Below are 20,132 nucleotides of genomic sequence, written 5' to 3'. Positions count from 1 at the left end.
GTGCTGGCCGTGGGCCCGCGCGACGCCCCGCCGGTCCTGCTGCTGCACGGGTTCCCGGAGGGCGCGGCCGGGTGGCGGCCGACGATGGCCGCGCTGGAGGGCGTGCGGGTGTACGCGCCGGACCTGCGCGGCTACCCGTGCAGCGACCGGCCGCGGCGGGGCTACGACGTGTTCACGCTCACCGACGACGTCCGGCTGCTCATCGAGGCGCTCGGGCTGGACCGGCCGGCGCTGGTGGCGCACGACTGGGGCGGCGCGCTGGGGTGGATCTTCGCGCACCGGTTCGGCCCGGTGATCAGCAAGCTGGTCGTGGTGAACTGCACCCATCCGCGCACGCTGGTTCGGGCCGCGCTGACGTTCCGGGAGCTGCAGCCGCTGCGGATCCCGTGGGTGCTGCCGTTCCAGGTGCCGTTCGCGCCGGAGTTCCTGCTGACGACCCGGCTGGGCCGCGCCGGGCTGCGGCTGTCGTTCACGCTGCGGGAGGGCTCGCGGGGCCGGATGGACCGGGAGCTGGTGGACGAGCTGGTCGGCCGGTTCCGGTCGGCGGCCGATCTGGGCCCGCCGATCGACTACTACCGGGCGATCTTGGCGACGCTGGTGTTCCCGCTGTCCCGGGCGCGGCTGTACGCCACCTACGACCGCCCGATCCCGGTGCCGGTGACGCTGGTGTGGGGGCTGGAGGACGAGGCGCTGCCGTCGGCCGTGGCGCGGGACAGCTTCCGCGACGCGGGCTGCGACGTGGAGTGGCGGCCGCTGGAGGGCATCGGGCACTTCGTGGACCTGGAGGCGCCGTCGTTGCTGGCGGCGGAGATCGAGCGGGCGGTACTCGTCAAACGGGCTTGATGTATCAAGGCAGTTTGATGCATCATCTGGAGATGGTCCCGGATTTCCTCCGGCTCGCCGCTCACCCGCTGCGGTGGCAGCTGCTCGGCCTGCTCGCGGACGGGGACCTGCGTGTCCGCGAACTGGTCGCGCTGACCGGTGAGCCGCAGAACCTGGTGTCCTACCACCTGCGGCTGCTGCGCGAGGGCGGTCTGGTGACCGCGGCGCGCAGCACGTTCGACGGCCGGGACAGCTACTACCACCTCGACCTGCGCCGTTGCGGCGACGGGCTGGCGGCGGCGGGTGCCGCGCTGCACCCGTCGCTGGGTCCGGCCGCGGTGCCGGTGCGGCGGGGGATCGCCGTGTTGTTCGTGTGCACCGGGAACAGCGTGCGCTCGCCGATGGCCGAGGCGCTGCTGCGGCACCACACCGAGGGGCGCGTGCGGGCGGCGAGCGCCGGGGTGCGGCCGGCGGAGCGCCTGCACCCGTCGGCGGTGCGGGTGTTGCGCGAGCTGGGCGTGGCGGTGTCAGGGCGGCCCCGCGACGTCCGCACGATGACGCGGCGCCGGTTCGACCACGTGATCACGTTGTGCGACAAGGCGCGGGAGGTCTGCCCGGACATGGGGGCGCGGCGGGCGCACTGGAGCATTCCCGAGCCCGAGGGGTACGAGGGTTTCCGCGCGACGGCCGCGGAGATCGATGTCCGTGTCCGGCACCTGGTGCCGGCCCTGACCGGAGGAGCAGCGCGATGACCGAACACGCCTCGGTCCGCTACCTGGTCGACGACGTCCAGGCCGCGGTCGACTTCTACACCGGGCACCTGGGGTTCGAGGTGAACACCAGCGCGGCCCCCGCGTTCGCCGACGTGGTGCGCGGACCCCTGCGGCTGCTGCTGTCCGGCCCGGCGAGCTCCGGCGCGCGGGCCACGCCGTCCGGAATGGACGGTGGCGGAAACCGCATTCACCTGGTGGTCCCGGAACTGGACGCGGAGATCGAGCGCCTGCGCGCCGAGGGGGTGTCGTTCGTCGGCGAGCCGGTCGCCGGCCCGGGCGGACGGCAGATCCTGCTCACCGACCCGGCGGGCAACCTGGTCGAGCTGTTCCAGCCCGCGGCCCGATGAGCGGAGCCGGCCTCTGGCGCACGGTTCTGACCGGCGCGCGGCCGTGGGTCCTGTTCGAACACGGAACGTGCGTGGTCCTGACCGAGCCCGAGGGCGACCTCGCCCACCAGGCGACGGAGCTCCTGCGGACGTTCGGCCCGGTCCGCGCCGGTGGCGCGGCCGGGGACTTCGGGGTGATCACCCTCGACGAGGGTGGCGGCTGGCTGGTCACGTCGTACCGCCCGGACGTCCTGACGCACGTGGCGCCCGGCGAGCCGCCCGCGGAGTCCGACGTCACGATCGGACTCTACGGACGGTCCAAACGCCACCGCGACGCCACGGAACTGCACGTCGTCCACGTCGAGGACGTGCCCGGCCCGGCTTGAACCGGCGGCCGGTCCTTCACCGCGCCGAGCCGGCGTCGCCGGCGGGTGGCGCTCCACCACGTCCTCCAGACACACCCTCATGCCCCATCTGCCGCCGGACCTCCTTGGCCGTCGCGATCTCCCAGCCCCGCAACCGCTTGGTGATCGCCGCCGCCGTGGCCGGCCCAGTTGCGGCATCGCCGGCTGGACCTGCGTCGTCACCACGTCGAACCGCGTGCCGGGCTCCCACATGCACTAGTCCGCCTCCGCCCACCGCACCTCCGGGGACCCGGGTGCGAGCCAGTGCCTCTGCGGAGATGTCGGTCGTCACCTGCCACTCCTCGCCCGGCGAGCCAGGACGCGCGTTCCTCATCCTGCCCGGCCCGGCTTGAACGGGCGGCCGGTGAATCGTCACCGGCGGACAGTGCGCACGACCACGGCAGCGCGGACGCGCGCCTGTCCGCGTTCGCTGAGCGCCCAGGCGCCGAGCGCGCCCAGGGTGAACGCCGCGCCCAGGAGGGCACAGCCCGTCCAGCCGGCGGCGTCGAACAGGGCGGTCGTCGCGGTGGCGCCGAGCGCGGACCCGAGCGAGTAGAAGACCATGTAGCCGCCGATGGCGCTGCTGGTCCGGTCGGGGAAGGCGCTCGTGAGGACGTGCTGGTTGCCGACGTGCACGGCCTGGACGGCGAAGTCGAGCACGACCACTCCCGCGATCAGCAGCACCAGCGACCAGCCGAGCTGCCCGATCGCGACCCACGAGCCGAGCAGGAGGGCGAGCGCGACGCCGCTGACCCGGGCACCGTGCCCGGCGTCGGCCCAGCGTCCGGATCGCGCGGCGCCCAGGGCACCGGCCAGCCCGGCGATCCCGAACAGCCCGATCTGCGCTTCGCTCAGCCGCCACGGCTCGCCGGCCAGCGGCAGCGCCAGCCCGCTCCACAACGTGCCGAACGAGGCGAAGAGGAAGAACGCGATCAGCCCGCGCCCGAGGAACACCGGTCGCGTGAACAGCCCGCCCAGCGACCGGAGCACCCGCCCGTACGGTTCCGCGCCGGTCCGGACGTCCGTGGGCAGCGCGACGAGGCTGAGCACGCACAGGGTAGCCGCGAGGACCGCGAGGGCGAGGTAGCTGCTCCGCCAGCCCCACAGCTCGGCCAGGCTCCCGGTGACCACCCGCGCGCCGAGGATGCCGACCACCACCCCTGAGGTGACGACGCCGAGGTTCCGGCCGCGCTCGCCGGGCGGGGAGATCGACGCGGCGAACGCGACCGCGGTCTGCACGACCACCGCGAACGCGCCGGCCAGCACGAGACCGGCGAACGCCAGCCACGCGGCGGGCGCGGTCGCGGTGACCGCCAGTCCGGCGGCCACCAGCCCCAGGTGCGTGGCGATCAGCCGCCTGCGGTCGAGCATGTCGCCCAGCGGCACCAGCAGCACCAGTCCGGTGAGGTACCCCAGCTGCGCGGCGGCCACGAGCCAGCCGACCGAATCGCGGGCGACGCCGAGGTCCTGCCCCATCGGCCCGAGCACCGGTTGCCCGGCGTACACCCCGGCGACCGCCACCCCGCACACCGCCGCCAGCAGCAGTCTCGTTCCGCGCCCCACCCGTGCCTCCAGTTTGGTTTCAAATTGCAACTCTTTGGAGAGTAGGGCAGAATGGTTTCAATACGCAACTCAGTGGAGGACGGCGTGTGGACGGACCCGGAGTGCCCGGTCGCGCGGGCGGCGGACGTGGTCGGGGACCGGTGGAGCCTGCTGATCATCCGGGACGCGATGGACGGCGCCCGCTCGTTCACCGACTTCCAGCAGCGCACCGGCATCGCCCGCAACATCCTCACCGACCGGCTCCGCAAGCTCGCCGCGCACGGCCTGATCACCCAGGTGGAGGCGCCGTCCGGCAAGCGGAAGGTGTACGCGCTCACCCCGGCGGGCAAGGACCTGTTCCCGGTGATCGTCACGCTCCGGCAGTGGGGCGAGCGCCACGCCTACGAGACCGGCGAACGGCATTCGGTGCTGGTCGACGACCGCGGCGAGGTCGTGCCGCCACTCGTCCCCGCCGACGCGGGCGGGCGGCCGCTGACGAGTGACACCACGTCGGTGCGCAAGTAGTGTGCGAAGCGTGCGGCGGGTGGGCGTGACGGACGAGGAACTGCTGGTGGAGGTCGCCCTGACGCGGCTGGACCACCCGGACCTCGACCTGGAGGAGATCGCCGAGCTGGTGGTGCGCAAGGCGGGGCCGGACGCCGTGCTGGAGTTCGCGTCACGCAACCTGGCCGAACGGGGCGAACTGCGGGCCGCGATGTTCGCCGCGGCCGTCGAGCACGTGATCCGGGTGGTGCTGACGCTGCGCGGTCCTTCGGACTAGCCGGCGGGGCTGCCCGCGTCCACGGACAGCCCCACCGGAATCACGCGCCGATCGTGGCGGTGTCGATCACGAAGCGGTACCGCACGTCGCTGTTGTCGACGCGCTCGTAGGCTTCGTTGACCTGCTCGGCGGAGATTGTCTCGATCTCGGCGCCGATGCCGTGCTCGGCGCAGAACTCGAGCATCTCCTGGGTCTCGGCGATCCCGCCGATCATCGATCCGGCCAGCACCTTGTTGCCGCCGAGGAGGGAGAACGCGTTGTAGGACAGCGGCTCGCCGGGTGCGCCGACGTTGACCATCGCGCCGCCGACGCGCAGCAGGCCGAGGTAGGCGTCCACCGGCAGCTTGGCCGACACGGTGTTCAGGATCAGGTCGAACCGGCCGCGCAGCGCCTCGAACGTGCCCTCGTCGCTGGTCGCGTAGTAGTCCTTCGCGCCGAGCCGCAGGCCGTCCTCCTGCTTCTTGAGGCTCTGGCTGAGCACGGTGACCTCCGCGCCCATCGCGGCGGCCAGCTTGACCGCCATGTGGCCGAGCCCGCCGAGGCCGACCACGGCGACCTTCTTGCCCGGACCGGCGCCCCACCGCCGCAGCGGCGAGTAGGTCGTGATCCCGGCGCACAGCAGCGGCGCGGCGACGTCGAGGCCGATGCCGTCGGGGATGCGGCACACGAAGCCTTCCTTGACGACGATCTGCCTGCTGTAGCCGCCGTAGGTGTTCTCGCCGTCGAAGCCGACCCCGTTGTAGGTCTGGACGTTGCCCTTGACGCAGAACTGCTCGGTGCCGGCGCGGCAGTACTCGCACTCGCCGCACGAGTCGACCATGCAGCCGACGCCGACGCGGTCGCCGACCCGGTACTTGGTCACCTCGGGGCCGACGGCGGCGACGACACCGGCGATCTCGTGGCCGGGCACCATCGGGAAGATGGCCTGGCCCCAGTCCTCCCTCGCCTGGTGGATGTCGCTGTGGCAGATGCCGGCGAACTTGATGTCGATCAGCACGTCGTCCGGCCGCAGGTCCCGCCGCTGGATCGTGGTGGGCGCCAGGGGCGCGCCGGGCGACGGCACAGCGATAGCGTGCGTGGTCGTGGTCATGGATCCTCCCGGATACGACGTCGCGGGGCATACTGTAAGAGCCCTCATACATCACCTACGTAAGAGGGCTCTTACATATTTCGGCCGGGGGATGTGAGCTGGGTCATGGGCGGGAAGTACCACCACGGCAACCTGCGCGACGAGCTCGTCCGGGTGTCCCTCGACCTGATCGCCGAGCGCGGCGTGGCCGGGTTCTCCGTCGCCGAGGTCGCGCGGCGCGCCAAGGTCAGCCCCGGCGCGCCCTACCGGCACTTCCCCGAGCGGGAGAGCCTGCTCGCCGCCGTCGCCGCCACCGTGGCCTGCCAGCTGGCCGACGAGGTGCGGGCCGCGGTCGAAGGCGAGGACGACCCGGCCGCCGCGCTCGCCGCGGCGGCGGGCGCCTACACCGCGTATCTGATCCGGCGGCGGGCCGGCATGCACCTCATCTACGCCGAGGGGCTGCACGGCCCCGGCTACACCGAGCTGCACGAGAACACGCGCACCCTGACCGACCAGTTCCTCCTGCTGTGCCTGCGCCTGTGCGACAGCCCGCAGGAGGCGCTGGAGCTGATGGAGCAGCTGTTCACCCAGGCGCACGGCTACGGCATGTTCTGGCTCGACGGCGTCTTCGTCAAGCACGGCTACTCGCCCGAACTGGTGGTCGCGAAGTCGGTCGCCGCGGCGCGCGTCATGATCGAGGGCCACCGCGCGACGACCGGCTCCGGCTGATCAGTCCACAGTAGAGGCTGGAACGATCTCAGGCGTACCGTGGACGCCGAAGGGGAACGGGTGTTCCGGATCGTGCGGAGGTGCGGGCCGAGGTGAGCCGGAAGGCCAGGGCGGACAGCGAGCGCAACCGCAGGCGCATCGTGGAGGTCGCGCGCCGCGGGTTCGCCGTCGAGGGGATCGGGCTGCCGATGCGGGAGATCGCGCGCCGGGCCGGTGTCGGGGCCGCGACGCTGTACCGGCACTTCCCGGCGCGCCCCGATCTCCTCGACGCGGTGCTGGCCGAGCAGGTCGCCGCCTGTCGCGAGGACGTGCGCAACGCCCTCGCCGACCCCGACCCGTGGCGGGCGCTGAGCGCGATCGTGCGCCAGTTCGGCGAGCGCCAGGTGCGGGACCGCGGCCTCAACGACGTCCTGCTCGGCTCGCACCCGGAGGCGGAGGCGTTCGCCGAGGAGCGGCGCGAGCACACCCGCTCGCTCGACGCGCTCGTGCGTCGCGCCAGGGCGGCCGGCGCCGTGCGACCGGACCTCGCCACCGAGGACGTGCGGGTCGGGTTGATGGCGATCGCGTCGCTGCGGGGCCTGCCGCCGGACCGGGCGCCGGTGGCCGTCCGCCGTCTGACGGAGCTGCTGCTCGCCGGGATGCGGTAGGACCGCCCGCGCCTCGGATACACCGGCCCCGCTCGGCTTCACGCCTCGTGGCGCCGACGCTCCCGGTAGGTGCGGGTCTTGTGGCGGTTGCCGCAGATCTCCATGGTGCACCAGCGGCCACGGCCGTTACGTGAGACGTCGTAGAACGCCCACCGGCAGTCCGGGGCGGCGCAGAGCTTGATCCGCGACCACTCGCCCCTGGCCACACTGCCCGCCACGGTCTCGACGATGGCGTTCAGCCAGGCCCGGCCGGAGGTCGCGACGAGGCGCAATCCGCCGGACGCGTCCGGTTCGAGCCGCAACGGGTGTTCCGCGAGGGCCGCGGCCGCCCCGGTATCAGCGACGAGCGCCTGCCGGAGCGCCGTGCGGAGGGCGATGGCGGTCTCCAGATCCGCCGCCCGCGGCGGGCTGTCGCCGAAGTCCAGACCCCGGTCCGTCAGCCAGTCCGCGAGGGCCTGCGGCGAGGTCAGCCGCTCGCCGGGCACATGACTCTCCCCGTGCCGCTTGAACGTGCGCTCGTCCACGGTGTTGAGGAAGTCTTCGATCACCTGCAGCGACACCACGACACCATCATCTCACGACAGTGGTGTTGCTCGCGTTCGACACCGCTGTTAGCTTTTACCGGTGTCGCAGACGAGAGGAGAGCGCGATGGCCGGCACGCACGCGGTGCTCGATGTTCCCGACCCCGACCTGGAGGACCTGCGAGAACGGCTGCGCCGCACCCGGTGGGCGCGACCGTGGCCGGCCGAACCCTGGGCGGCGGGCACGGACGGCGATGAGCTCCGCCGCCTGGCCGGCTACTGGGCCTCGGCCTACGACTGGCGCAAGCACGAAGCCGCGATCAACGACCTGCCGCACCGGTTCGCCGAGATCGGCGGCACGGTCGTGCACTACCTGTACTTCGGCGCCGAGAGCGGCGGAGCACGGGCGATCCTGCTGGCCAACGGCTGGCCCAGCTCGTTCCTCGAACTCGTCGGCCTGGCGGAGCGGCTGTCGGCCCCGTCGCGGTTCGGGCGCGACCCGCGGACCGCTTTCACCGTCGTCGTCCCGTCCCTGCCGGGGTTCGGGCTTGCTCCGCAACGCCCGGCGCTCGAGTCGAGCACGCACACGCACGACCTGTGGCATCGGCTGATGACCGAGGAGCTGGGCTTCGACCGCTACGGCGCGCACGGGTCCGACATCGGCGCCGGGGACGTGAGCCGGCTGGCGCAGGCGCATCCGGACGCGCTGTTCGGACTCCACCTGCAGGACGCCGCGAACCCCGCCGGCTACGACGCGACCGGGCTGAGCGAGGAGGAACGGGCCTACCTGGCGGCCGAGCACGCGTGGGAGGTCGCCGAGCGCGGGTACTCGCACCAGCAGCAGACCCGGCCGCTGACCCTCGCCCAGGGGCTGTCGGACTCCCCGTCCGGGCTGCTCGCCTGGATCCTGGAGAAGTACCGGGCCTGGAGCGACTGCGACGGCGTCGTGACCAACCGGTTCAGCGACGACTTCCTCCTCACACAGGCCTCGCTGTACTGGTTCACCAACACGATCTCGACCTCGTTCCGCCCCTACTACGAACGCCACCACCAGCTGGTCCCGCCCGTCGAACGGGTCGAGGTGCCGACCGCGCTGGCGTTGTTCCCCGCCGACATCGGTGGACGGCAGCCCCGCAGCTGGGTGGAACGCGCCTACCACGTCACCCGCTACACCGAGATGCCCCGCGGCGGTCACTTTGCCGCCTACGAGGAACCGGATCTGCTGGCCGACGACATCACGGCCTTCTTCGGCGCGCTCCGGTGAGCACATCCGTCCACACGGGACCGTCGCAGAACGGAGAACTTCATGCCTGAGGTCACCCCAGAAGCCGTGCCGGGGCCGGTGCTGCAGGATCTGCGTGCCCGGCTGCGGGCCTACCGCCGGGTGCCGCTGCCCCCGGGATTCGGGTGGGACCGTGGCGTCGACGGCGACTTCCTGGCCGAACTCGTCGCCCACTGGGCCGACCACTACGACTGGCGGGTGCACGAAGAACGGATCCGCGCACTGCCGTGGACACTGGCAGGCGGGCTCCGGCTGATCCACCAGCGCGCGGCGACTCGCGGCGTTCCGGTCGTCCTGCTGCACGGCTGGCCGGACTCGGTCCTGCGGTTCGAGAAGGTCCTTCCGCTCCTGGCGGATCTGAACGTGGTCGTCCCGGCGTTGCCGGTTTCCCGTTCGCCGCCCCGGTGGCACGCGGGGGCATGTCGGCCGCGGCGATGGCCGAAACGGTGGCCGCCGCCCTCGCCGAGCTGGGCTACGACCGTTACGTCGTGTCCGCGGGCGACGTCGGTTGCGATGTCGCCGAGGTGCTCGCCGCGGCGTACCCCGACCGAGTCGCCGCGCTCCACCTGACCGATGTGTCGCAGTACCGGTTCCTGGTCGATCCGCCGGCGGACCTCTCGCCCGCCGAGCAGGCCTACGTGCGGTCCGGGCACCGCTGGCAACGCCAGGAGGGCGGCTACATGCGGGAGCAGGCGACCAAGCCGCACACCCTCGCGGTGGGGCTCGGCGACTCGCCGGCCGGGCTCGCCGCGTGGCTGCTGGAGAAACTGCGCACGTGGACCGACTGCGGGGGCGACGTCACCACGGTGTTCACCCGCGAGGAGCTGCTGACCTGGATCACGGCGTACTGGGTCACCGGCTCGATCGGCACCTCGTTCACCCCGTACGCGGAGGCCGGACCCAGGCCGGGGCCGATCGTCGCGCCCACGGCGTTCACGATCTTCCCCAAGGACCTCGTCAACGCGCCACGGGAGTTCGCGGCCCGGTTCTTCGACGTCCGGTCGTGGGTCGAGGAGCCCCGCGGCGGGCACTTCGGTGCGTGGGAATGCCCGGAGCAGTACGTCGCGGGCGTCCGCGCCGCCGTGTCCCTCGCCTGAGCGTCCTCAGGCGCGGCGCGCGGCCCAGACGGAACGCTTGGTGCGGACCGCCAAGTCGTCGCGGCGCGGCAGGCTGTGCGGGCCGTCGACGTCGAGCAGCCGGTCGAGTGCGGCGAGGTCCTCGCGGTCGAGCTCGGCCGCGACCGCGCCCCGAACACGTTGCAGCGCATGGAGGGCGTACCGGCCGACCACCGGGTTGCCCGCGCCCTCGACGTTCACGTCGACGTGGAGCTCGCCCTCCACCACGAACCCGGCGGCGGCGAGCATCGGCCCCCAGTCCGCGCCGCGGTGGGGGAGGTGCCGGGCGTGGAGCCGGTCGCCCGCGGCGTGGACGCGGTCTTCCAGCCCGGGCCGGTCGGCGGGCGCGGTCGTGGGCAGGAAGCGGGGCAGGCCCGCCATTTCGACCACGACGAACAGGCCGCCGGGCGCGAGCAGGTCGTGGACGGCGCGCAGGGCGCGGCCGGGATCAGCCAGGTGGTGCACGGAGCCCGAGGCCCACACGAGGTCGGGGGTGCCGAGGTCGGGCCAGGTGGCCTCGTCGAGGTCGGCGAGCACCGTGCGCACGTGCCCGTCCACCCCGCGGGCGCACGCCTTTTCGCTGAGCCGCCGCAAGTGGCCGGGCGAGGTGTCCACCGCCGTGACGTGCGCTTCGGGGAACTGGTCGAGAAGGGCGAACGTGCCCGCCCCGGTGCCCGCGGCGAGGTCGACGATCTGACGCGGGCTGCCGTGCAGAGGCAGCCACCTGATGATGCCGGTGGTGTGCTCGGCGAGGGCTTCGGCGTCCAGTTCGAGGATCTCCGCCTGCGCGCCGTCCGCGTCGTGGTGGTCGTGACCGTGGTGATCGTGGCTCTGGTGCTGGGCATGCGCGCGTGTCATGCTGCCACGATAAGAGCGTTTTGCTCTGCTGCTCGGTCCTTTGCCGATTGCGCAAGGAAGTGGGCTCCCGCGGTGCCCCGGGCGCAAAATGCCGCGGATGCCGGTCGTGCCGTCATGAGCCGTTGTCGTCGGCCTCGTTTTCGCGATGCCCGCGGCGGGCGTCGCGGTCGTAGATGAACATGACCTCGCACGGACGGCCGTGAGCGCCGATGGCGTGCGGTGTCATGGTCGGGAACTCGGCGGCGCGGTTGGTGTCGACGCGGAAGGTCCGGTCTCCCAGCAACAGCGTGGCGGTGCCGGAAAGCACGACGAACCATTCCCGGCCGGGGTGGGCGCGCATCTTGGCCGGGTTGTCCGGCGGCGGGTCGGTGAACCGCCTGCGCATCACGGTCATGCCGGGGTCGCCCTTCATCGGCCAGCTCAGCCCGTGCGCGCCGTGGTGGTTGACCGGGCTGATGACCACGTCGTCCACGGCGTTCTCGACCAGCTGGTCGAGGGTGGTGTCCAAGGCGCGGGCCAGTGCGACCAGCTGGTCCAGCGCCAGGCGGCGCTGGCCGTTCTCGATGCGGCTCAGCGAGGACTGTCCCAGGTGGACTCGCGCGGCCAGTTCCTCCAGGGAGAGGCCTTGGGCGACGCGCAGTGCCCGGATCCGTTTGCGCACGAGGCTGTCCAGCGAATCTTCTTCTTGCTTCATAGGCAAGATGATATGCCAGTGCGGCAAATCGTGCTTACCCTCGCGGCGTCGTGCACTCCCATGCCTGCCGAGAGGAACCCATGAGCACCAACCAGCCCGCACCGGGGGCTGCCACACCGGACGCGCGCCGGCTGCGCACCATCCTCATCTCCGTGTCCACCTCGTTGATGGCGGTCGTCGCCTCGGTCTCGGGCCTCGGCGTCGCGCAGACCCACCTGGCCGTCGAGTTCGGAGCGTCGCTGGGCACGGTCCTGTGGATCATCAACATCTACACCCTGGCCCTGGCCGCGCTGCTGCTGCCGTTCGGCGCGATCGGCGACCGCGTGGGCCGCAAGCCCGTGCTGACCGCCGGGCTCTTGTTGTTCGGCATCGCGAACGTGGTGGCGGCACTGGCCCCGACCGCGGAGGTCATGATCGCCGCCCGCGTGGTAAGCGGCGCCGGCGCCGCGATGATCATGCCGATCACGCTGGCCGTCATCACCTCCACCTTCCCCGAGGAACGCCGCGGCAAGGCCATCGGCGTGTGGACGGCCGTCGCGGGCGGCGGCGGCGTCCTCGGCATGTTCCTGTCCGCGCTGCTGGTCGACGTCGCCGACTGGCGCTGGCTGTTCGCGCTCCCGGTCGCGCTGATCGCCGTGGCGCTCGTGACGACCGTGAAGTCGGTGCCCAACTCGCGTGAGCGCTCGGCGCACCCCTTCGACACCGTCGGCGCGCTGCTGTCCGCCGTCGCCGTCGTCGGCTTCATCTTCGTCCTGCAAGAAGGACCCGTGCGCGGCTGGACCGCCCCCGAAACGGTGGTCAGCCTCGCGGCCGGCATCGTCGCCGGCATCGGCTTCGTGGCCTGGGAACTGCGCCGCCGCGACGCTTCGCTGCTGGACGTGCGGATGTTCGCCGAACGCGGCCTGATGGGCGGTTCGCTCACGTTGCTCGTGGTCTTCGGTGTCCAGGCGGGCATCGGCGTGGTGCTGTTCCCGTTCTTCCAGGCCGTGCTCGGGTGGTCCGGACTGGTGTCGACGGCGGCGCTGATGCCCATGGCGATGTCGATGATGCTGGCTTCCGGGCTCGCGGCCCGGCTGGCCGAGCGCATCGGCTCCCGCGCGACGATGACCACCGGCGTCGCGCTGGCCGGCGTGGGACTGGTGTCCATGGGCCTGTTCGTCTCGGTGGCGGGCGGCTACCTGTCGATCCTGCCGGGGCTGGTCGCCATGGGGATCGGCATGGGACTGGCGATGACGCCGTCCACCGAGGCCATCACCGGCTCGTTGCCGCGGGACAAGCAGGGTGTCGCCTCCGCCCTCAACGACATCACCCGCGAGTTCGGCACCGCGCTGGGGGTCGCGCTGCTGGGCGCGCTGCTGTCCGCCGGCTACCGCGGCTCGATCGACGGCATGCTGTCCGGGGTGCCCCGGGAGGCGGCGGACGTCGCCAGGGAGGGCGTCGCCAACGCGATCGAGGTCTCGGGCAACGCCGGCTCGCACGCGGCGCAGATCGTCCATGCCGCCCGGGAGTCCTTTGTGGCCGGATGGCAGCACGCGATGTGGGCGGGCGCGGCCGTCATGGCGGTGCTGGCGGTCTATGTGGCCGTGCGGGGCCCGAGGAACCGGAGCCGCCCCGCGGTAGACACCGCCGCGTCGAGCCGGGCGGAATCACCCCTGTGACAGCGGCTTCCACCGCGGCCCGCTGCCTGCGGGTCGCGGTGGAGGCTCGGACCGCCGGGTCGCTACCGGTCGGCGATCGGCCATTCGCCGTCGTCGTGTTCGAACCGGGCGGGCGAGCGTGCCCCGGTCCGGAGTGGCCTGCATGGTCATGCGACGGTCAGGACGATCCTGCCGCGAAGGTGGCCGGCGGGCGGGACCGTCGATCCCGGGAGGTTCCACGACGGCTGGCTGCGCACCGGGGACATCGGCAAGATCTCTACCGACGGATTTCTCACGCTCGTGGACCGGCCCAAGGACGGAGGTGGCAGCTGCCCGAGCGCTGGGTTTTCCTCGACGAGGTGCCAAAGACCGGTGTCGGCAAGTTCGACAAGAAGCGCCTGCGGGCCCTGCGCTGACCCGCGATCCAGCGTCGCCAAGACTGTCCTTTCCGGAGCGGGGATGGTCATTCGCCGACGCGCATGGCCGTGACGGCGGGCGGGCGGAGGGCGAACCGGGTCGGCACCGCGATGGCGCCCCACCCGACGACGGCAGCGGCGGCGAGGATCCCGCCGTAGGCCAGCGGGGGCACGGTGGGCAGCGCCGTCCCGGTCAGGCTCAGGCTGATGCCGACCAGCGGTGGCAGCGCGGCGAGCGACCCGAGCACGATCGCGGCCACGACGACGACGGCCGCCTCGCCCCGCGTCATCGCCCGGACCTGGCGGGGTTTCGCCCCGGCCAGCCGCAGCAACGCGAACTCGCGCACCCGGGCCGCGGTGGCCAGGACGAGGACGTTCACCACCGCGATCGCGATGAACGCGATCAACACGAGGTTGAGCACGAGGTTCACCGTGGACTCCGCGCTCGCGGCGTCGTCCCGCGCCGCCAGGAACGCCTGCCGGTCGGCCACGCCCACCTCCGGGTACGCCGGGAGCGCCGCGGCCGCCGTCCCCGCGACCAGGATTTCGTCGTCCAGCCCGGTCGCGGTGTGCCAGGCGACGGCGGCGTGCGGCAGCGTCAGGTCGCCGAAGCCCAGGCCGTTGCCGTAGATCGCGACGACGCGGGCGCTGTGCGGGGTGCCGTCGCCGAGGCGCATGGTGACCGTCCCGCCCAGGTCCACCCCGAACGTCCCGGCCGCGTTCTCGCTGACCGCGACGGCGTCACCGGTGAGGCCGGCCAGGTCGCCCCGGCGGACGTCGAGGTCCAGTACCCGGTCGAGGCCATCCGGCGTGACGCCCTGTGCGGCGTAGGCCTCGGTCGTGGGCTCGCCGAACATCGTGGAGGTCACCAGGACCCGCGTCCGCACCACGGACACCGCCGCGGTCACACCCGGCGCCCGCCGGACCGCGTCGGCCACGGCGGGGGAGATGCCGCCGTCGGCCACGAGCACCTGGTCGGCGAGCAGACCGGTCTCGACCTGCCGCTGCGCCGCCGCGGCGGTCGTCGTCAGCGTGAAGATCTGGACCGCGGCCAGCGCCACCCCCATGATCAGCGGTGTGGTCGCCGCGCCGAACCGGCGGGACCGGGCCCGGGTGCCGGCCTCGGCGAGGAACCCGGACGCCGTCCGGCTGAGCCCGAGCCTGCCCAGCACCGACGCGGTCCCGGCGAGCAGCCGCGGCCCGAGCAGCACCACGGCGGTGACCAGCAACAGCGCCGATCCGGCCGCGCCCGCCGTGCCCGCGGCGCCGCCCATCGCCAGCGGGAACCCGATCCCGGCGACGGTCCCCGCGATCGCGAGCACCCAGCCCGTCAGCAGCCGGCCACGGCCGAGCCGCGGCGGTTCCACAGCGGCCTCGCCGAGCGCGCCGACCGGGCTGATCCGCGCCGCGCGGCGGGCAGTGATCAGGCCGGCCGCCACCGCGGCCACCACGGAGCCCGCGACCGCGGCGAGCACGGGCAGCGGGCCGATCACGAACCCGAACCCCGCGGGGATCGAGCCGAGGCGGACGAACACCCCGTGCAGCAGCAGGCTCAGGCCGGCGCCGGGGAGCGCGCCGAGCACCGCCGCCATAGTCGCCACCAGTCCGGTCTCGATGCCGATCAGCCGGTAGATGTGCTTCGGCCCGGCCGCGACGGCCCGCAGGAGGGCCAACTCGCGACGGCGCTGCTGGTTGGCCAGGCCGACGGTGCTGGCCACGACCAGCAGGATGACCACCAGCATCGTGCCGCCGAACGAGCCCGCGACCAGCGTCAGGAACGACCGCGCGGCACCGTCGCCGGGGAACTCGGCGCCGGCCCGGTCGTCGCCGGTGGCCGTCGCGGCCCCGGGAACGGCCCGGCCGATCCGCTCGGCGAGACCGGCCGCGTCGACGCCGGGTCCGGCCAGGACGGCGACGGCGTCCACCGCGTCCGGGTGGCCGGCGACCTCGCGGGCGCGCTCGTCGGTGAGGTACGCAGACTGTTGCCCCGGGGCGACGGCGCCGACCACGCGGTAGGGGGAAGCGACCCCGCCCACCGCCAGGTCGACCACGTCCCCGGGATGCGCCCCGGCGAGCACCACCTCGTCGGCACGCCGCGGCTCCCGGCCTTCGATGAGCGCGACAGCGCCGAGCCTCGTCGAGGACCACCCGTGCACGACGACCGGGCCCGAACCGCGCACCACGGCCGTCGCGCTCACGTCGGGCACGACCGCGGCGACCCCGGGCACCCGGCTGATGTCGGCGGCCCGCGCGACGGGCAGCGGGGCGCGTTCGGGGAACCACTGGTCGACGTCGCCGGGCACGGACACCGACTGCGGCGCGGTGACGACCACCGCGGCGGCGGCGTAGCGCTGTGGCGGAAGCCCGCCCCGCAGCCCGGATTCGAGCAGGACACCGCTCGCGGTGATCAGGGCGGACCCGGCGAACACCGCGACGAACGCCGCGGCGAACGCCGATGTGCGGGCCCGGATCGTCCGCTGGGCCAGGAAGAACACGCTCATCACTCCCCGAAGTGGGTCATCCGCTCGGCGATGCGGTCCGGCGACGCGCCGGTCAGCTCGCCGGCGATCCGGCCGTCGGTCAGGAACACCACCGTGTCCGCGTAGGAGGCCGCGACCGGGTCGTGCGTCACCATCAGCGCCGTCTGGCCCCAGCGGTCCACCGCCTGCCGCAGCGTGCCGAGCACCTGCCGCGCGGTCCGGGTGTCCAGTGCGCCCGTCGGCTCGTCCAGCAGCACCACCTCAGGCCGGGTGACCAGCGCGCGGGCGATCGCGACGCGCTGCTGCTGCCCGCCGGACAGCTTGCTCGGGCGGCGGTCCAGCGGCACGTCGAGTTCGACCGACCGGACGACCTCGGCGAGGAACGCCGGGTCGAAGCGCTGGTTGCCCAGGCGCAGCGGGAGCACGATGTTCTGCTCGACCGTCAGCGTGTCCAGCAGGTTGTAGGACTGGAACACGAACCCGATCCGCTCGCGCCGCAACGCGGTCAGCTCGGACTCGCGGCGTCCGGTCAGCTCGACGTCGCCGAGCGTGATGCGGCCCGAGGTCGGCCGGTCGAGCCCGGCGGCGCAGTGCAGGAACGTGCTCTTGCCCGAGCCGGACGGGCCCATGATCGCGGTGAAGCTCCCGCGCCGCAGTCCGAGCGTGACGCCGTCGAGCGCGTGGACCGCGGCAGCCCCCTTGCCGTAGGTCTTGACCACCGATTCCATCCGCACCGCGTACTCCAGGCCGTTCGCGACTGTCATCGCTGTCGTCCTTCCCCTGTTGTCCGGTGCCTCCGACGCTAGGAGCGGGACGGGCGCAGCACACTGGCCTGAGCACCCGGACCGGGGGTGTAGCCAGGTACACCCCGCCGGGGGGTTTCAGTAGAGTCGCGGCAGGACCGGGGGAGCGGCGATGAGGACAGCGATCAAGCGCAGCGCCGGCGCCACGGCGGTGCTCGCGTCCGGGCTGCAAACGGCGCTGCCCGCGCTGGCCGGCGTGCTCGTCCTGCCGTTGCTGGTGCTGCTGTCGCCGTTCGCGCCGGCGGTGCTGAAGCCGGTGCGCGTCCTGACCGGGCTGGAGCGCGAGCGCGCCGGGCGGCACCTCGGGTTCCCGCTGCCGGAGGAGGTCCATGCCGAGAGCGGCGGCCGGTTGCGCGCGGTGCGGGACCCGGCGACCTGGCGCGCTCTACTGTGGATGGTGGTGCACGGGTTCGCCGGCACGTTCCTCGGTTTGCTCGGCATCGCACTGTGGCCGGCGATCGTGACGAGCGCGACCATCCCGCTGTACTGGTGGCTGTTCCCGCCGGACACCTTCACCGGGCTGTTCGTCGACATCCGGACGTGGCCGGAGGCGCTCACCCTGCCGCTGCTGCAGGCCGCGCTCTACGCCGCCGCGGTGGTGTGGCTGGTGCCCCTGATCGCGCGCGGCCAGCTGCTGCTCGCGCGGTCGCTGCTCGGGCCGGACGAGGTGGAGCTGCTGGCCCGGCAGGTCCAGCGGCTCACCGAGACGCGGGCCGAAGCGCTGGAATCGCATGGCGCCGAGCTCCGCCGCATCGAGCGCGACCTGCACGACGGGATCCAGGCGCAGCTGGTCGCGGTCTCGGTTCGGCTCGGGCTCGCCGCGCGCGCCCTGGCGGCCGAGCCGGACACCCCCGCGGCCGCGCTGGTGCGGGACGCCCAGCAGGGCATCGAGGAGTCACTGGGCAACCTGCGCAGCATCATCCGCGGCATCTACCCGCCGATCCTCGCCGACCGCGGCCTCGCCGGCGCCGTGCACGCGCTGGCGGGCAGCCAGCGCATCCCGGTGACCGTCCGCGTCCCCGGCGACCTGCCGCGGCCACCGGCGGCGGTCGAGGCGGCGGCGTACTTCGTCGTCGCCGAGTCGCTGACCAACGTCACCAAGCACAGCACGGCCCAGCACGCCGAGGTCGTCCTCGACGGCGACGGGCGGAGCCTGCGCGTGACGGTGCGCGACGACGGCCAGGGCGGCGCCGACGCCGGCGCCGGGAGCGGGCTGTCCGGCATCCGGCGCCGGGTCGCGGCGCTCGACGGAACCGCGCGGATCGACAGCCCGGTGAACGCGGGAACGACGATCGAGGTGCTGCTGCCATGCGGATAGTGCTCGCCGAGGACAACGCCCTCCTGCGCGAGGGGATCTCGCTGCTGGTCAAGAGCGCGGGCCACGAGATCGTCGGTGTCGCGGCCAGTGGTCCGGAGATCCTGCCGGTCCTGCTGGAACACCGCCCGGACATCGCGGTGCTCGACGTCCGGCTGCCGCCGGGTTTCCGCGACGAGGGGTTGCGCGCGGCGATCGAGGCTCGCGAGCACCTGCCCGGGCTGCCGGTGCTGGTGCTGTCCCAGTACGTCGAGCAGGCCTACGCGAAGGAGCTGCTGGAGACGGGCGCGGCCGGCACCGGCTACCTGCTGAAGGACCGCGTCGGGCGGGTCGAGGAGTTCCTGGACGCGCTCGAACGCGTCGCGGCCAGGGGCACCGCGCTGGACCCCGAGGTCGTGTCGCAGCTGATGAACAAACGCGACCCGCTGCAGAGCCTCACCGCGCGGGAGCGGCAGGTGCTGCACCTCATGGCACAAGGTCTGGACAACGTGACGATCGCCGGCGAGCTGGTGGTCACCGAGCGCGCGGTGACCAAGCACATCGGCAACATCTTCCGCAAGCTGGGCCTGCCCACGAGCGACAGCGGACACCGCCGGGTGCTGGCGGTGCTGGCGTACGTCAACGCCTGAGCCCACCAGCGGTCGTGCGGCTCACGACAGCAAGCCGGCACGCACGCACTCCTGCCAGCGCTTCACCAGTCGCACCGCGACGGCTCGCGATGGTCCACAAAGGAGAGTTGATCGCGCGGATCGGCAGCCGCGACCCGCTCGCCGAGGCGGCGCGGGCGCACGCGGCCCTCGAGTCGCGCGGCGACCGGGAAACTGCCGCTGATCCCGTGACCGCCGGCTCCCGGTGAGCCGCGTCACTTGCTTCGAATTCGAAGCGGGGGTACTGTCGCTTCCAGTTGCTTCGAAGTCGAAGCAAGACGATCGAAAGGGAGAACCCCGATGAAGGCAGTGCGTTTCCACGAGTACGGCGACCCCGGCGTCCTGCGTTACGAGGACGTGGACCTGCCGGTTCCCGCGGCCGGGCAGGTCCGGGTCCGGGTGGCGGCGACGTCGTTCAACTCCGTCGACGGCAACATCCGCGGTGGCTTCATGCAGGGGCCCATCCCGGTGCGGCTGCCGCACACCCCCGGCCTCGACGTCGCGGGCACGGTCGACGCGCTGGGGGAGGGTGTCGACGGCCTCGCAGTCGGCGACCAGGTCATCGGTTTCCTGCCGATGGACGAGCCGGGCGCGGCCGCGGAGTACGCGCTCGCCCCGGCCGGGGTCCTGACGCCCGCGCCGAAGAGCGTCCCGCTGGCTGACGCCGCGGCGCTGCCGGTGGTGGGGCTGACCGCCCGGCAGGCGCTGTTCGACCACGGCTCGCTGGTGGCCGGGCAGCGGGTGCTGATCAACGGCGCCGGGGGAGCGGTCGGCGGTTACGCCGTGCAGCTGGCCAAAGGCGCCGGGGCGCATGTCGTCGCGATCGCCGGCGGGCGCAGCAGCGCGGCGGTCAAGGCTGCCGGTGCGGACGAGGTCATCGATCACACCACCACGAGCGTCACCGACGCGGTGACCGAGCCGGTGGACGTCGTGCTGAACCTCGCCCCGGTCGACCCGGCCGCACTCGCCGCGCTGGTCACCCTGGTCCGGCCGGGTGGCGTCCTGGTCAACACGACCGTGTGGATGCCCGCGCCGGGCGACGAGGAACGCGGCGTGCGCGGCATCGACCTCTTCGTCCGCAGCGACGCGGAACAACTGGCGTCGCTGGTGACGCTGATCGACCGCGGCGACCTGCGCGTCGACGTCGCGGAGCGGGTGCCCCTGGCCGAGCTGCCTGCGCTGCACGCGCGAGCCGCCGAGGGCGCGGTGCACGGCAAGGTCGTCGTCCTTCCCCCCGCCGCCTGACGCCCTCCCGGTCGCGATCACCACG

At 73.1% G+C, this 20,132-nt stretch carries 21 protein-coding genes and 2 pseudogenes; 16 read left to right on the top strand and 7 right to left on the bottom strand.

The features are described from left to right. From ABZ193_RS20755 to ABZ193_RS20740, 4 genes are all read left to right on the top strand, one after another. The coding region (locus ABZ193_RS20755; RefSeq protein WP_354711081.1) for an alpha/beta hydrolase at nucleotides 1–843 on the top strand (843 nt) is incomplete at its 5' end. 32 nt (nucleotides 844–875) lie between these two features. Then, nucleotides 876–1,574, top strand: coding sequence for an ArsR family transcriptional regulator (locus tag ABZ193_RS20750; RefSeq protein ID WP_354711079.1), 699 nt, complete (start codon nucleotides 876–878; stop codon nucleotides 1,572–1,574). Beyond that, nucleotides 1,571–1,942 carry a VOC family protein gene (locus ABZ193_RS20745; protein WP_237335717.1) on the top strand — a complete coding sequence of 124 codons (372 nt, stop codon included), beginning with the start codon at nucleotides 1,571–1,573 and terminating at the stop codon, nucleotides 1,940–1,942. Before ABZ193_RS20750 ends, ABZ193_RS20745 begins: the two co-directional genes overlap by 4 nt. Then, entirely contained in the window at nucleotides 1,939–2,307 is a 369-nt protein-coding gene (locus ABZ193_RS20740; protein ID WP_354711077.1) for a hypothetical protein, read from the top strand. The genes ABZ193_RS20745 and ABZ193_RS20740 overlap by 4 nt, the downstream gene beginning before the upstream one ends. A 390-nt stretch (nucleotides 2,308–2,697) precedes the next feature. Here ABZ193_RS20740 and ABZ193_RS20735 read toward each other — a convergent pair whose 3' ends face one another. Further along, nucleotides 2,698–3,888, bottom strand: a complete 1,191-nt coding sequence (locus ABZ193_RS20735) for an MFS transporter (protein WP_354711076.1) — start codon at nucleotides 3,886–3,888, stop codon at nucleotides 2,698–2,700. A gap of 51 nt (nucleotides 3,889–3,939) precedes the next feature. Here ABZ193_RS20735 and ABZ193_RS20730 point away from each other — a divergent pair, with 51 nt between their 5' ends. Both ABZ193_RS20730 and ABZ193_RS20725 read left to right on the top strand, forming a co-directional pair. Further along, the gene (locus ABZ193_RS20730; protein WP_354711075.1) at nucleotides 3,940–4,392 is read left to right on the top strand and encodes a helix-turn-helix domain-containing protein; all 453 of its coding nucleotides are present in this window, start codon (nucleotides 3,940–3,942) and stop codon (nucleotides 4,390–4,392) included. Between the two features lie 25 nt (nucleotides 4,393–4,417). Further along, nucleotides 4,418–4,648 (top strand): hypothetical protein, encoded by a 231-nt coding sequence (locus tag ABZ193_RS20725; RefSeq protein WP_027935951.1) that lies wholly within the window; start codon nucleotides 4,418–4,420, stop codon nucleotides 4,646–4,648. 40 nt (nucleotides 4,649–4,688) lie between these two features. Here ABZ193_RS20725 and ABZ193_RS20720 read toward each other — a convergent pair whose 3' ends face one another. Next, nucleotides 4,689–5,738, bottom strand: a complete 1,050-nt coding sequence (locus ABZ193_RS20720; RefSeq protein ID WP_027935950.1) for an NAD(P)-dependent alcohol dehydrogenase — start codon at nucleotides 5,736–5,738, stop codon at nucleotides 4,689–4,691. A gap of 105 nt (nucleotides 5,739–5,843) precedes the next feature. Here ABZ193_RS20720 and ABZ193_RS20715 point away from each other — a divergent pair, with 105 nt between their 5' ends. Beyond that, nucleotides 5,844–6,446 carry a TetR/AcrR family transcriptional regulator gene (locus tag ABZ193_RS20715; RefSeq protein WP_237335721.1) on the top strand — a complete coding sequence of 201 codons (603 nt, stop codon included), beginning with the start codon at nucleotides 5,844–5,846 and terminating at the stop codon, nucleotides 6,444–6,446. 80 nt (nucleotides 6,447–6,526) lie between these two features. Further along, nucleotides 6,527–7,093: a TetR/AcrR family transcriptional regulator gene (locus ABZ193_RS20710; protein ID WP_020418564.1), complete on the top strand. Its 567-nt coding sequence runs from the start codon at nucleotides 6,527–6,529 to the stop codon at nucleotides 7,091–7,093. A gap of 38 nt (nucleotides 7,094–7,131) precedes the next feature. Here the strand turns inward: ABZ193_RS20710 and ABZ193_RS20705 are convergent, their stop codons facing one another. Beyond that, on the bottom strand, nucleotides 7,132–7,653 hold the full coding sequence (locus ABZ193_RS20705) for a CGNR zinc finger domain-containing protein (RefSeq protein WP_354711074.1): 522 nt from the start codon (nucleotides 7,651–7,653) through the stop codon (nucleotides 7,132–7,134). Between the two features lie 89 nt (nucleotides 7,654–7,742). Between ABZ193_RS20705 and ABZ193_RS20700 the strand changes: the two genes are divergently transcribed. The 3 genes and pseudogenes from ABZ193_RS20700 to ABZ193_RS20690 all read left to right on the top strand — a co-directional run bounded on the left by ABZ193_RS20700 (nucleotide 7,743) and on the right by ABZ193_RS20690 (nucleotide 9,994). After that, nucleotides 7,743–8,879, top strand: a complete 1,137-nt coding sequence (locus tag ABZ193_RS20700; RefSeq protein WP_354711073.1) for an epoxide hydrolase family protein — start codon at nucleotides 7,743–7,745, stop codon at nucleotides 8,877–8,879. Nucleotides 8,880–8,921: 42 nt separating this feature from the next. After that, nucleotides 8,922–9,167: pseudogene (locus ABZ193_RS20695) on the top strand (epoxide hydrolase N-terminal domain-containing protein); the annotation flags it as partial. 134 nt (nucleotides 9,168–9,301) lie between these two features. Then, nucleotides 9,302–9,994, top strand: a complete 693-nt coding sequence (locus ABZ193_RS20690; protein ID WP_354711082.1) for an alpha/beta hydrolase — start codon at nucleotides 9,302–9,304, stop codon at nucleotides 9,992–9,994. Between the two features lie 6 nt (nucleotides 9,995–10,000). Here ABZ193_RS20690 and ABZ193_RS20685 read toward each other — a convergent pair whose 3' ends face one another. Both ABZ193_RS20685 and ABZ193_RS20680 read right to left on the bottom strand, forming a co-directional pair. Then, nucleotides 10,001–10,870: a methyltransferase gene (locus tag ABZ193_RS20685; protein ID WP_354711071.1), complete on the bottom strand. Its 870-nt coding sequence runs from the start codon at nucleotides 10,868–10,870 to the stop codon at nucleotides 10,001–10,003. 112 nt (nucleotides 10,871–10,982) lie between these two features. Beyond that, nucleotides 10,983–11,564 (bottom strand): helix-turn-helix transcriptional regulator, encoded by a 582-nt coding sequence (locus ABZ193_RS20680; protein WP_020418559.1) that lies wholly within the window; start codon nucleotides 11,562–11,564, stop codon nucleotides 10,983–10,985. Between the two features lie 80 nt (nucleotides 11,565–11,644). Between ABZ193_RS20680 and ABZ193_RS20675 the strand changes: the two genes are divergently transcribed. Both ABZ193_RS20675 and ABZ193_RS20670 read left to right on the top strand, forming a co-directional pair. Next, nucleotides 11,645–13,222 carry an MFS transporter gene (locus tag ABZ193_RS20675; protein WP_354711070.1) on the top strand — a complete coding sequence of 526 codons (1,578 nt, stop codon included), beginning with the start codon at nucleotides 11,645–11,647 and terminating at the stop codon, nucleotides 13,220–13,222. A 201-nt stretch (nucleotides 13,223–13,423) separates the two neighbouring features. Beyond that, nucleotides 13,424–13,617 (top strand): annotated as a pseudogene (locus ABZ193_RS20670) (hypothetical protein); the annotation flags it as partial. A gap of 47 nt (nucleotides 13,618–13,664) precedes the next feature. On the opposite strand, the gene ABZ193_RS20665 reads toward ABZ193_RS20670, so the two are convergent. Both ABZ193_RS20665 and ABZ193_RS20660 read right to left on the bottom strand, forming a co-directional pair. Next, on the bottom strand, nucleotides 13,665–16,118 hold the full coding sequence (locus ABZ193_RS20665) for an FtsX-like permease family protein (protein ID WP_354711068.1): 2,454 nt from the start codon (nucleotides 16,116–16,118) through the stop codon (nucleotides 13,665–13,667). Further along, on the bottom strand, nucleotides 16,118–16,861 hold the full coding sequence (locus ABZ193_RS20660) for an ABC transporter ATP-binding protein (protein ID WP_020418555.1): 744 nt from the start codon (nucleotides 16,859–16,861) through the stop codon (nucleotides 16,118–16,120). Before ABZ193_RS20660 ends, ABZ193_RS20665 begins: the two co-directional genes overlap by 1 nt. A 151-nt stretch (nucleotides 16,862–17,012) precedes the next feature. Here ABZ193_RS20660 and ABZ193_RS20655 point away from each other — a divergent pair, with 151 nt between their 5' ends. From ABZ193_RS20655 to ABZ193_RS20645, 3 genes are all read left to right on the top strand, one after another. After that, nucleotides 17,013–18,218 carry a sensor domain-containing protein gene (locus ABZ193_RS20655; protein ID WP_354711067.1) on the top strand — a complete coding sequence of 402 codons (1,206 nt, stop codon included), beginning with the start codon at nucleotides 17,013–17,015 and terminating at the stop codon, nucleotides 18,216–18,218. Continuing rightward, a complete protein-coding gene (locus ABZ193_RS20650) occupies nucleotides 18,209–18,844 on the top strand; it encodes a response regulator transcription factor (protein WP_354711066.1) in 636 nt (211 codons plus the stop codon). Before ABZ193_RS20655 ends, ABZ193_RS20650 begins: the two co-directional genes overlap by 10 nt. A 318-nt stretch (nucleotides 18,845–19,162) precedes the next feature. After that, nucleotides 19,163–20,107 carry an NADP-dependent oxidoreductase gene (locus tag ABZ193_RS20645; RefSeq protein ID WP_354711065.1) on the top strand — a complete coding sequence of 315 codons (945 nt, stop codon included), beginning with the start codon at nucleotides 19,163–19,165 and terminating at the stop codon, nucleotides 20,105–20,107. Nucleotides 20,108–20,132 lie beyond the last annotated feature (25 nt).

Source organism: Amycolatopsis sp. NPDC006125, assembly GCF_040614195.1.
Taxonomy (GTDB): domain Bacteria; phylum Actinomycetota; class Actinomycetes; order Mycobacteriales; family Pseudonocardiaceae; genus Amycolatopsis_E; species Amycolatopsis_E tucumanensis.
The sequence above is the reverse complement of the archived record's forward strand: the minus strand, read 5'-3'. Positions and strand labels throughout refer to the sequence as shown.